General features: G+C 55.7%; 5 protein-coding genes and 1 pseudogene. 3 read left to right on the top strand and 3 right to left on the bottom strand.

Annotation, left to right across the window (positions count from 1 at the left end):
• The 3 genes from VGE80_RS05735 to VGE80_RS05725 form a co-directional block, all read right to left on the bottom strand.
• Nucleotides 1-604, bottom strand: a 604-nt coding sequence (locus VGE80_RS05735) for a menaquinone biosynthesis family protein (RefSeq protein ID WP_440591982.1), incomplete at its 3' end; no start/stop codon positions are given.
• A 239-nt stretch (nt 605-843) separates the two neighbouring features.
• Nucleotides 844-1,812 (bottom strand): dihydrodipicolinate synthase family protein, encoded by a 969-nt coding sequence (locus VGE80_RS05730; protein WP_397570942.1) that lies wholly within the window; start codon nt 1,810-1,812, stop codon nt 844-846.
• 103 nt (nt 1,813-1,915) lie between these two features.
• Entirely contained in the window at nt 1,916-3,346 is a 1,431-nt protein-coding gene (locus VGE80_RS05725) for a sodium:solute symporter (protein ID WP_440591981.1), read from the bottom strand.
• A gap of 682 nt (nt 3,347-4,028) precedes the next feature.
• On the opposite strand from VGE80_RS05725, the gene VGE80_RS05720 reads away from it, so the two are divergent.
• The 3 genes and pseudogenes from VGE80_RS05720 to VGE80_RS05710 form a co-directional block, all read left to right on the top strand.
• On the top strand, nt 4,029-10,181 hold the full coding sequence (locus VGE80_RS05720) for a cadherin domain-containing protein (RefSeq protein ID WP_440591980.1): 6,153 nt from the start codon (nt 4,029-4,031) through the stop codon (nt 10,179-10,181).
• A 368-nt stretch (nt 10,182-10,549) separates the two neighbouring features.
• Nucleotides 10,550-11,677, top strand: a complete 1,128-nt coding sequence (locus tag VGE80_RS05715; RefSeq protein WP_440591979.1) for a formylglycine-generating enzyme family protein — start codon at nt 10,550-10,552, stop codon at nt 11,675-11,677.
• A gap of 80 nt (nt 11,678-11,757) precedes the next feature.
• Nucleotides 11,758-12,164: pseudogene (locus VGE80_RS05710) on the top strand (arylsulfatase); the annotation flags it as partial.

Below are 12,164 nucleotides of genomic sequence, written 5' to 3'. Positions count from 1 at the left end.
CAGTTACTTCAACCATCGCCTTCGGACCAAGGTCACGTCGGATGGCGTTGCCACCCAGGGGCAGAGGAAGCTGTGTTTCGTTCATCCACCACTTGCCGAGGTCGACGATGAGGTGCAGGCCATCGTTCTGGTACGTCAGCTGGCCTTCGTGAATGATGAGTCCGGCGTCAACCTTGCCTTCGCTGGTTACTTTGAGAATCTCGTCGAAGGGGTAAACGACCGCCTTGAAGTCGTCTCCCAGAGCGAGGCGAAGTGCCAGGTAGGCAGTCGTCAGCTTGCCGGGGATCGCGATGGTTTTGCCGCGGAAGTCGTTCAGGCTTCCTGGCTGCTTCGCGACGATCATGGGGCCGTAGTTGTCACCCATGCTGCAGCCACACGCACAAAGTGCGTAGGTCTGGGTCATGTAGGCGTAGCCATGCAGACTGACGGCAGTCAGCTCCAGCTCACCTCGAAGAGCTCGCTCATTCAGCGTCTGGATATCCTGAAGCTCGTGAGTGAACCTGTAGTTGCCTGTGTCGATCTTGTCATTGGCGAGCGCATAAAACATGAACGCGTCGTCAGGGTCAGGACTGTGTCCAACACGAATGAGGGTCTTTTCGGACATCGGAAAACTTTTGGCTGAAGGTCAGAAATTCGCAGAGCAGTCTCCGCGTTTGCTCACTAGCGAATCCTAGTGATCTTACCCCAGCCTGACCACTCTCCCGCGTGCCGAAAGACCCCTTTCACCGCCTTATCCGATGCGACTGGTCCTTCGCGAGAGATCAGTCGCTGACGCATGGTCTCTCGCGGTACCCTGATGGACCCGTTGACGACTGGGGGGCTACGGCACTGATGTGACGAATGTCAGTTGGCGACGCGGGCGGCTGCGTGCTGAACGGGGAGCTGCGGGCCGACCGACGCCAGTAAGTCAGAAATTTTTGACCGATCTGATGCGGTGACAGTGCTGAATGGGGGAGCAAGTTGCTCGGAACAGATTCCCGCGACTGACAGGGCGCACTTCAGGCCCGACAGATAGCCGGATGGGCCTTCGCCAGCGATGCCGTAAAGGTTTCCCAGTTCCATGACCAGCTTTTGCAGGCGATTGATTTCCGCGTGGTTTTTTCCGTCTGCGGCCTGAAAGAGTTCGACGAACAATCTTGGATAGAGATTGGCACCCCCATTGACCCCTCCATCTCCCCCCATGAGGACGGATTCGGCAGTCAGATGTTCCGGGCCCATCAGGAATGTCCAGTCGGGGCGGACGGACCGTAGTTCCAGCAGCTTGCGGAAGGCCTCGATGTCGCCTGAGCTGTCCTTCACGCCACAAATGTTCTTGTGGTCCGCCAGTTGTCGGACGGTCTCGAACGTCAGGGACAGCTTCACGCAGGAAGGCATGTTGTAGACGAACAGTGGAAGAGGAGAATCGTCGGCCAGCTCCGAGATAAAGCGGCTGACGTGCGATTGCTCGACTGAAAAATAGTAAGGTGGTGCCGCGACAACCGCAGCGGCGCCGACGCCATGAGAATACGTCGCCAGTTCAAGAGCTTCGACGAGAGATGTGTCGGTGATTCCGACGAGCACCGGGACACGCCCGGCGACAATTTCGCATGTGCGTTCGACCAGTTCATAGCGGAGTCGGTACGAAAGACTGGGACCTTCGCCTGTCGTGCCCAGAATGAATAACCCCGCGACCCCGGCGTCGATTTGATGGTTGAGCAGACGTTCCAGTCCAGCGTGATCCAGATCGTCGCGTCCAATGAGCGGAGTCACTACGGGAGGCACGATGCCGCGAATTGGTTTCGGGAAAGCAGGAGTGGAAGGAACGGAAGGCATTACGAGCGACTCCAAAATGAACGGAACTCAAGTCTGTGGACGGGACGAGGCAGAAGCTTAACGCTGACTTTGCAAAGTTCATTTTATCGACAGAGGAGCAGGTTCACGTGGAGAGTTCCTGGTCAATGACACTTTCTGGAAGTGGATCGATCCGAACTTCACGAGTTTGCCGTTCGGCCAGCCGGCTTGCAGTCAGTCCAATCAGCAAAATCGTTAGTGCTCCCACCACAATGATCAGGTTGTCGTTGAAAGGGCTGACAAACCAGCTTAACCCCTGTGAGCTGAGATAACCGCTGGCCATGGGGGTGACCGTCATCCAGACGATGACGATGACTCCGGCGGTCACGGCGATGGCAGCATGACGCGAGTTCGCTCGTCGTGAGAGCAACCCGAGCAGGAAGAGGCCCAGTAGTCCGCCGCTGAATATTCCCGATAGTTTCCACCAGACGTCCAGCGCGTTCCGCTGGCGTCCGACCATGGCCAGGGCTGCGCAGATGCTGAGCATTCCCATAATCAGCGTTGAATAATGGAGAACGCGCATCGACTCTTTCTCGCCCGCATCCGGGTGAATGTAGCGGCGGTGAATATCGCAGAGATACAGCGTTGCACAGCAGTTCAGATTCGAGTCCATTGCGGCTGAGAAGATTGCCGCCAGGACAAGCCCCATCACGCCGGGGGGAAGTTGCGAGCCGATGAAGTGCGGGAAGACAGCGTCGGACTTGATGTTCGGCGGCAAGTCGGATGGGCGTTGCTGGTAAAGTACGAATAGTGCCGTCCCGATGAAGAAGAATGCCGCGCTGAGGGGAATAAAGCAAAGGCCTCCCATCCAGACGCTCCGTGCTGCGTCTTCATCGGATTTCGCTGTCGCATACCGCTGGATGTAACCCTGATCAATGCCGAAGTTCTGTAAGTGTGTGACGAGTCCGAAAAGCACCATCACCCAGAAGGTTGACTGGGTCACTCCCAGATCCATGTCTCCCAGGCTGAACTTATGATTTGCTACCGCGACTTGGAAAAGTTCAGGCAGTCCTCCGCTGATTTGCATGACGACAGCCAGCCCACACAGGGCGACTCCGGCAACTAGTACACATGACTGAACGACGCCGGTCCAGATGACCCCTTCTGTGCCACCGAACAACGGGTAAATGGTGATTGCGATGCCGCTGATGATAATGATCGTCGAAACTTCCAGCCCGATCAGTGGCGCCAGTGCCAGTGCCAGCAGGTAGAGGATCATTCCCAGTCGCGCGAACTGAGTCAGCAGGAAACAAACGACGCCGTATGTTCGAGCCCACGGGCCGAATCGTGCTTCGAAATGTTCGTAGGCCGACAGCTGGCCGCTTCGCCGGTAGAACGGGACGAAGTATTTGACTGAGATCCATGCGGCAAGAGGCATCGTCACTGCGAGGACGAATGCATTCCAGTTCCCCTGGTATGCCTTGCCTGGGTTGGCGATGAAGCTGATGCTGCTGATGTAGGAGCCGACAATCGACATGCCGACGGCCCAGCCGGGGATGGAGCGACCAGCCGACATGAATTGTTCAGATGACCCGCTTCTTCTGGCGAACCAACACCCGAACCCCACCACTCCCACCAGGTAAGTTGCAAGCACAATGAGGTCAATGGTGCGGTCTGCTGGCATCGTCTGTCTTTTCAGTTTTATGGGCCGCTAAGTGTTCATCAGCAGGCTGACAAAATCGATGCGGTCACGCAACCGAGACCCTTTAATTACCCCTCGATTCCCGACCCGCACTCTGCTGGCACACATGTCAGTCGAACAGTGAGCGGAACCGACGCTGTCAAAATTCGGGCAATTGGAAAATTCAGATAAATCGGCGCTTGCAACCGCTCTGGCAAGCTGCGTAATCTTTTCGGATGCCGACCTTGATGCCTGTTCAGCGTCTCGCGGACATTTGCGAATTGCATTCAACCCATCTGTACGTCGAGCGTGTAAACGAGGTCACTGAACATTCACTTCTTCTGTCACGAACGCTTTCGCTTTCGACCAAGCTCAAACTTTGGTTCAAGTCGCGGGCCATCTGTACGCATCTAACAGTATCGCATTGCGCTTAGAAGGTTTTCATATGATTCTGCAATCCTGGTTAAACTCGGTACTCGCCCGGTTGAATGCATCTTCAGGTCATACCCGACGCCGAAGGTCGAATGGGATTCAGTCCACAACTCCCACAGTCGTAGAACATCTGGAACAGCGTCGGATGTTGACCGATCCGGTTGTGGCTGCGGTCACGGTTTACATCAACGAGACGCCGCAAGTCTTTCCTTATGCTGCTACTTTCGGCGCTGGGACCGAAGTTGTCTCCATTTCAGTGACAGACCCTGATGCAGCCCCCGACGACTACACTCCCGGCAACATGGAAATCACCGCAGGGAATGTCGATTACAACGGGAATGGGATTCCCGCGTTCCGAATTGACGTCGTCAACGGCGTCGACACCATCGTGGTCAATGATCCTGCTGATCTTAACTACGAAGCCCAGAACTCGTACGCGTTAACGGTCACCGCGACGGACAACAGCGGCGCGACCGGCAGCAACACGATCACGATCAATCTGTGGAACGTGAATGATCGGCCGGTCATTCCGCAGTACCCCTACGATAACGCATCGACTCCAACTCCGACGATCCCCGATGGAATCGTGAACGTTTTCGAAGTCAGGGAAAACAGCTTTAATGGCACCGTCGTCGGGACGGTCACGGCCATCGATCAAGACATTGATTCCAACCCGGTTCAACAGGCGACATTGACGTATGTCCTGGTCGGTACGGTTCCAGGATTCAACGCGGATACACCGGCTTTTGCCATTGATCCGTTCACGGGCAGAATTCGCGTCACCGATCAGTCATTCCTCGACTACGAAGCGCGCCGCGTTGCAAATCTGGGTCAGGGAAACCTGGGTCAAGGGGGGCTTCTCGGCTTCCCTGACGTTGTCTTCGATCTGCAGGTACGCGCAACGGACATCCGGGGTCTTTCCTCCCAGACCTATCAAGGGGGTAACCTCACCGCGAATGGCGGCAACTTTACCAGCGATAGCCACGTCTATATCCGGCTTCGCGATGTGGGAGAAGTTCCTCCTAACGTCGCCAATTCGACAAAGACGCTGGCCGTCAATGAAAACAGCACAGTTGGGCTGAGCGTTGGATTCTTCCAACTCATCTCCGGAACCGACAATTTTGTCATTCCGCAAGGGACGTTCACGCGGATCGCGCGTCCCGGACTGGATCCACTGGAGCCACAGCAGCGTCACAGTTTTGAAATCGTAGGGGGCAATCCCAATAACACCTTTGCCATCGATCCTGATACGGGTGAGATCACCGTTGCCAACCCTCTCGTTAACTACGAGACGCTGAACGCCTACGATCTGCAGATCAAAGTCACTGATCGTAATCTGCACGCAGTCCAGATCGGCGCCGTTGACAACGTTGCACCCCTTTCGACCGTTGCAACCCTGCGGATTACCGTGAATGACGTGAATGAAGTCACGACCATTCCGAACAATCAATCGTTTAATATTCCTGAGAATACGGTTAATGGGACAATCGTCGGTAGCGTTATCGCCAACGATCCTGATACCCAGCAGCCGAACGGGAATGCCAATCTCGTTTACAGCATCATCAGCGGTAACGTGGTTAAGGTGAATGGTGTCGAGTACGCCGGAGTCTTCTCCATTGATCCTGCCACCGGGGTAATTTCTGTTAATAATACGACGGGGCTGCCCAACAACATTGCGTTGAATTTTGAGAATCAGTCGACGTTTGCACTGACGATTAAAGTGGTGGACCGTGGGGATCAGGGAACGTCAGCAAATAACTCGGTCCTGATTAATCTGCAGAACGTGAATGAAACGACACCGGCGGTCCAAGACGCGACGTTCTCGATTGCGGAAAATCGCCCTGCCGGTGACCTTGTGGGACAAGTCATTGCCTCCGTAGGTGAACTCGGAAACACGATCACCAGTTTCCAGATCATGGCGGGGAATAAGGACGGCGCGTTCGCGATCGATTCCGTCGGCCGAATCACTGTCGCCAACCCCTCTGCAATCGACTTTGAAAAGAATCCGGTATTTAACCTGACCGTGCGGGCGACCGACAACGGTTCACCTGCCCTGTTTGCGACGGGGACGATCACCATTCTGCTGAGCAACTTGAACGAGCAGATCGTGATGCTCGATCAGGGGCCAATCACAGTCAACGAGAATACGCCGAACGGGACCATTGTGGGCCAGATCGTGACGTCGGATCCCGACAACGCGAATGCGCCGATCCAGGGACAGTCGTTCGTCATTAATGGGGGCAACACAGGGGGGGCGTTCTCAATTGATCCTCAGGGACGCATCATAGTGGCCAACTCGGCTGCTCTGAACTTTGAGTCGACACCGACCTTCACAATTGTCGCCACAGTGACCGATACGGGCATCCCGTCCACGTCCATGGCAGCGACAATCACCATTGCACTGGCGGACATCAACGATGCTCCGATCATTGGTACGCAGTCCTTTAACCTCAAGGAGCACTCGTTGCCAGGAACGGTCGTAGGGACGGTTCAAGCAACGGACCAGGATTCACCAGCCCAGACCCTGACCTTTGCCATCATCGGCGGGAATGATTCGGGGGCCTTCGCGATCGATCCGGCGACGGGAGCGATCAGGGTTGTTGATCCAGGACTGATCGACTACTCCTCAAACCCGACGTTTGCCTTGACGGTTCAGGTCACGGATAACGGAGTTCCTGCTCGATCCTCCACAGCCACGGTCAACATTCTGCTGCTGGACGGGCAAGAACCACAGATTGCAAATCAGTCGAAGACGATTCCGGAAAACTCCGCCGTCGGTACCGTGATCGCGACTGTTGCCGCATCCAATGGACTCGCTCCCTACACGTACTCCATCTTCAGCGGGAATACGAATAACGCGTTCACGATCAATCCGACGACTGGGGTGATCACCGTCTCGAACCCCGCCGCACTGAACTACGAAGCGATCAAGTCGTTCTCTCTGAAGGTGATGGTCGTCGACAGTCAGGCCACGAAACTGGCGGACACCGCGACCATTACGATCAACCTGACGAACGTCAATGAGGCACCGTCACTGATCTCGCTGGAAACGGCTCCGATTGCCTACACCGAGAACGACGTCGCGCCATTGACTGCAAATATTGTGGCCATCGATCCGGACAGCAATAACGCATCATCGTCGGTGATCAAGATCACTGGAAACTATCAGAATGGTCAGGACCGGTTGAACTTCACCAATACGGCGAAAATCACGGGTGTCTGGGACGCAGCCACGGGAACTCTAACCCTGACCGGAGTCGATTCGTTCTCGAACTACCGCACGGCGATTCGGTCGGTGACCTACACCAACCTGTCAGAGAACCCGAACACATCAACCAGGACAGTCGGTTTCTCCATTACGGATGATGGTGGCCTGACCAGTCCCATCGTGAGTCGGAACATTGCCCTGACCAGCGTGAACGACGCACCCGTGCTGACCGGATCCAGTACGATCTCTTATTCCGAAGCCGATCCTGCGACAGTAATCAATCCAGTGATCAGTGTCAGCGACAGTGACAATGCAACGCTGACGACTGCGACGATCCGGATGCCAAACTATATTGCTGGCCAGGATATCCTGAGCTTTGCCAATAACGGCGTCGATATGGGCAACATCGCCGTGCAGTCAAACGCGAATGGGGTGTTGACTCTGGTCTCTGCCGGAGGTTCAGCAACGCTGGCACAATGGACCAACGCTTTGCGTGCTGTGAAATACGCCAACTCCAGCGGAAATCCCAACCAGACACCACGGAGTGTGCAGTTCCAGGTGACTGATGGGTCCGCTCTGAGCAATGTGATTACCAGCACCATCGAAGTCACGGCCGTCGATTTCCCTCCTGCTCTCTCGCAGGTCGAGCCAGGGTCACTGCTCTACACCGAGCTTTCGACGGTGAAGGTTTCGTCGACGATTACAGCCTTTGATTTCGATAGTGCCAATCTGTCGGGTGCAACGATCCAGATCACCGGCAACTATCAGAACGGTGAGGACTTCCTGCAGTTCACCAACACTGCCAAGATCACCGGGGTGTTCAATGCCGCGACAGGGATGCTGACCCTGACCGGGGTCGACACGGTCGCAAATTACCAGACCGCGCTCCGTTCGGTTTCCTACTTTAATTCCAGTTCTAACCCCTCCGGGTTGCTGCGAACGGTTGCATTCACGGTGACCGACACCACGAACGTGGTGAGTAACTCCGTGGTTCGTACGATCGCACTGGATGCGGTCAACGACGCTCCTGTTCTCTCGGGTATTGAAGAGACGGCGCTGGATTACCTCGAAAATACGGCTCCGAACTACGGGACCAATAACACGACGCCGATTTCGTCCACGATTCAGGTCAACGACCCTGACAGCCTGATTACGCAGGCCACGATTCGCATCACCGGAAATTATGTGCCGAACCAGGACTTCCTGCGCTTCACCAATACGGCAACGATTATCGGAACCTGGAATGCCGCAAACGGGACCCTGACACTGACCGGTCCCGATACCGCCGCCAATTATGCTGCTGCGTTGCAGTCCGTAGCTTTCTACAACCTGCATAACGCTCCAAATACCTCCACTCGAACCGTCAGCTACACAGTGACGGATGACGGCGGTGCAGCAAGTGGACCAAAGCTGACGAGTAACACGGTCAGCCGTGAGATTAATGTGATTGCCGTGAATGATCCCCCCGTGCTGACCAGCTCGGACACAACCGTCCTGGCCTACACAGAGGATGCAACGGCCGTCAAGATCCTACCGAATGTGTTGGCAGCCGATCCTGACAGTGATAACCTGATGGGAGCCCGGATCTGGATTTCTTCTAACTACAACGCTAACGGCAGCAAGGACATGCTGGTCTTCGTCGACACGGCGAAGATCAAGGGATCATGGGATCCTGCAACCGGTATACTCACCCTGTCCGGAGTCGATAGCGTCAGTAATTACCGGACTGCTCTTCGATCCATCGGTTTCGCCAACTCGCAAAGTGGTTTGACGGCTCCAAACCGGACTGTCAGCTTCAGTGTGATTGATGATCAGGGACTGAGCGGCAATACGGTGACGCGTAACATCAGCATTGCAACGCATCCGAATGGTGCGGTCTTGTCGGGAATCGAGACCGTGCCCGCTATCTATAAGGCGAATGATCCTTACACCCCTCCTGCTCCTGTGACATCAACGCTGGTGATCTCGGATAACGACAGTACGCTGCTGCGAAGTGCCGTGATCAAGATTTCTGGCAACTATGTCCGAGGACAGGATCAGTTGCTGATCTCCGGAGCGGTGGCGAATGCAAACCAGATCTCCGCGGCCTGGAACTCTGCAACGGGTGAACTGACGTTGTCGGGACTGGTTCCTGTGGTCAACTACATCAACGCGTTGCGGGATGTGAAGTACTACAACAACGGCAGCTCGGCGCTGAGTACCCTGACCCGGACGATTACATTCACTGTGATCGACGACACGCAACTGGCCAGCAACATTGCGACGCGCAATGTGACAATCCAGACGACCAATACGGCTCCGTTCCTGAACGTCGGGGGCAGCAGCCCATTGCAGTACCAGGAGAAAGACGCAGCGACGAATGTCGTTCCGGCGTTGACGGTTCAGGACGTGGACAGTCCGAATATCGTGAGCGCGGCGGTCAAGATCACAGGAAACTATCAACAGGGACAGGACCAGCTCGTGTTCTCCAACACGGCCAAGATCAAGGGAAGCTGGGACGTCCTGACAGGAACCCTGAATCTGACCGGGGTCGATACTCGGGAAAACTACGAGGCAGCTTTGCGGACAGTGAAGTACCTCAATACGAGTAATAACCCCAGCACATTAACGAGAACTGTCGGTGTCACTGTCAATGACGGGCTGGCCACCAGCAACGTCGTCAGTCGCAATGTCACCATATTGGCACTGAACGATCCTCCTCAGATTGCCACGAACGAGGCTGCCGCACTCAACTACAAACCGTCGCAGGGTGCCGTCAGTATCGCTCCGTCGCTGTCGGTTACCGATCCGGATAGTGCGAACATCACGGGGGCCACTGTGAGGATCGCGTTCAATTATCAGCAGGGGAACGACCAGCTCTCGTTCGTCAACACGGCGAAGATTACCGGAACGTTCGATATCCTGACGGGGATTCTGACGCTGTCCGGGTCCGACACCGTGGCGAACTACCGCACGGCACTGCAGTCGGTGAAGTACCAGTTCAATGGAGTACCGCTCGCATCGATCAAGACGATCTCATTCGTGGCCAATGACGGCCTCGCTCTGGGGAATCTGGCGACGCGGGACATCTCGGTCACACCGAACGCCTAACTGTTAAAAGTCATTGAACGAGTCCGGCTTTCGGACTCGTTTGCTGAGTGAAACTTGAGAGCCCGGCGACACAATTTTGTGCCGCCGGGCCTTTCTGTTCCGTGCCTCTTTCGACCATCGCCTGCACGATTTCGCGGGCGACAGTTTCGAACCTCGACCGTGGAAGGTCGAGTACCGTGGTAAAGCGTGAGAGTTGATCGTTGAACCGAGCTTCAATTCGGCAGCAGCAGTTCGGGTCCCAGTTTGCTATCATAATCCGACTTTCAAAGACATCAGCGGCGCGTCTGTAGACCGTTGATCACTTCTCAATTCCCTGAAACGGCGGCTCGTCCTCCGCGCCCTGGTTATTCGAAATGAAGCAAATTCTGATGCGTAAGTTATTACTTCTGCTGGTAGCTGGCTTTCTGGCCTTTGGCATCTCTTACTTCGCGACCCGCAACGCGATGAAACCTTCGGCTTCCTCACAGACTCCCCCAGAGAAGGCAGAAACATCTTCATCGTCCACTCCCAGCACTGGCTCCAAAACAGGAGCTGACTCTGGCAGTGGCAATGTGGTACCCCCTGGTATGGTTTGGATCCCCGCTGGCGAGTTCTGGATGGGAACCGATTCTCCCGATGCCTGGGATGATGAACGACCGGCCCATCGTGTCAAATTGGATGGATTCTGGATTGATGCGACGGAAGTGACCAATGCGGAATTTCAGCGGTTCGTCGATGCCACGGGATTCCTCACGACGGCTGAGCGAGCTCCGACACTGGAAGAAATCATGGCGCAATCGCCTCCTGGTACCCCACCTCCTCCGGAAGAGTCGCTCGTCCCGGGATCACTCGTGTTTACTCCACCCGAGCATCCGGTTCCCCTGGATGATTTTTCCCAGTGGTGGCAATGGACGCCGGGCGCCAACTGGAAGCATCCGGAAGGACCGGGTTCGCATCTGGCAGGGCGTGAGAACCATCCTGTCGTTCATATTTCCTGGGACGATGCGGTTGCGTACGCGAACTGGGCGGGCAAACGGCTTCCGACGGAAGCGGAATGGGAGTACGCCGCTCGCGGAGGACTTGATCGCAAGAATTACGTATGGGGTGACGAACAGCCGAGTCTGAAACAGCCTCAGGCCAACTTATGGAATGGGACATTTCCACACAGGAACACGAAGGAAGACGGCTTTGAACGGACGGCCCCAGTCCGGTCTTTTCCCCCGAACGGGTTCGGGCTGTTCGACATGTCAGGAAATGTCTGGGAGTGGTGTGCCGACTGGTACGACCGTGATGCCTACAAGCGATTCGGTCGGGGTAAAGTGCAGGTCAATCCGACGGGACCGTCGGTCAGCAATGATCCGCTTCGTCCGTATGCGACCCAGCGCAGCCAGCGGGGCGGGTCGTTCCTTTGCAACGATAGCTACTGCACTCGCTATCGACCGAGTGCCCGGCATGGAGGCACTCCTGACACCGGGATCTCGCATGTGGGGTTCCGCTGTGCCCGATCCGCACAGTAATTTCGGCCCGTAATTGAATTCGTGAACCTGAGTTCCAACACTTTCGCCTGCACCTTTGTCGTCATATTCAGGAGAAGTCAATGCGCTTAAATTCATCCCTGATTACTGCATTTGCGGTGGCTCTCGGAGCTGCGGCAGGTTTTGGTGTCGCCACGGCAGAGTCACAAAAGACACAGGTTCACTCGGCTACTTCCGCTTCTGCCGTCGCGGTGCGGCAGGAGAAGGCGGGCGAAACTTCGGACGCACATCCACGTCGAACCGATTCAGCAACGGTGGTCGCGGGATTGTCTCCGGCAGACCAGCTCGCTGTGGCCAGCCACAATCAGCTTGTCGCAGCGTCTTTGGCCCAGTCGGGAAAGAAGCCCAATATCTGTATCATCTGGGGCGACGATATCGGGCAATCCAACATCAGTGCCTACACGATGGGTATGATGGGATACCACACCCCGAACATCGACCGAATCGCGAAAGAAGGGATGCTCTTCAC

Source organism: Schlesneria sp. (assembly GCF_036405755.1).
GTDB classification, from domain to species: domain Bacteria; phylum Planctomycetota; class Planctomycetia; order Planctomycetales; family Planctomycetaceae; genus Schlesneria; species Schlesneria sphaerica.
Note: the sequence above shows the minus strand (reverse complement) of the source record. Positions and strands in the feature narration are given on the sequence as shown.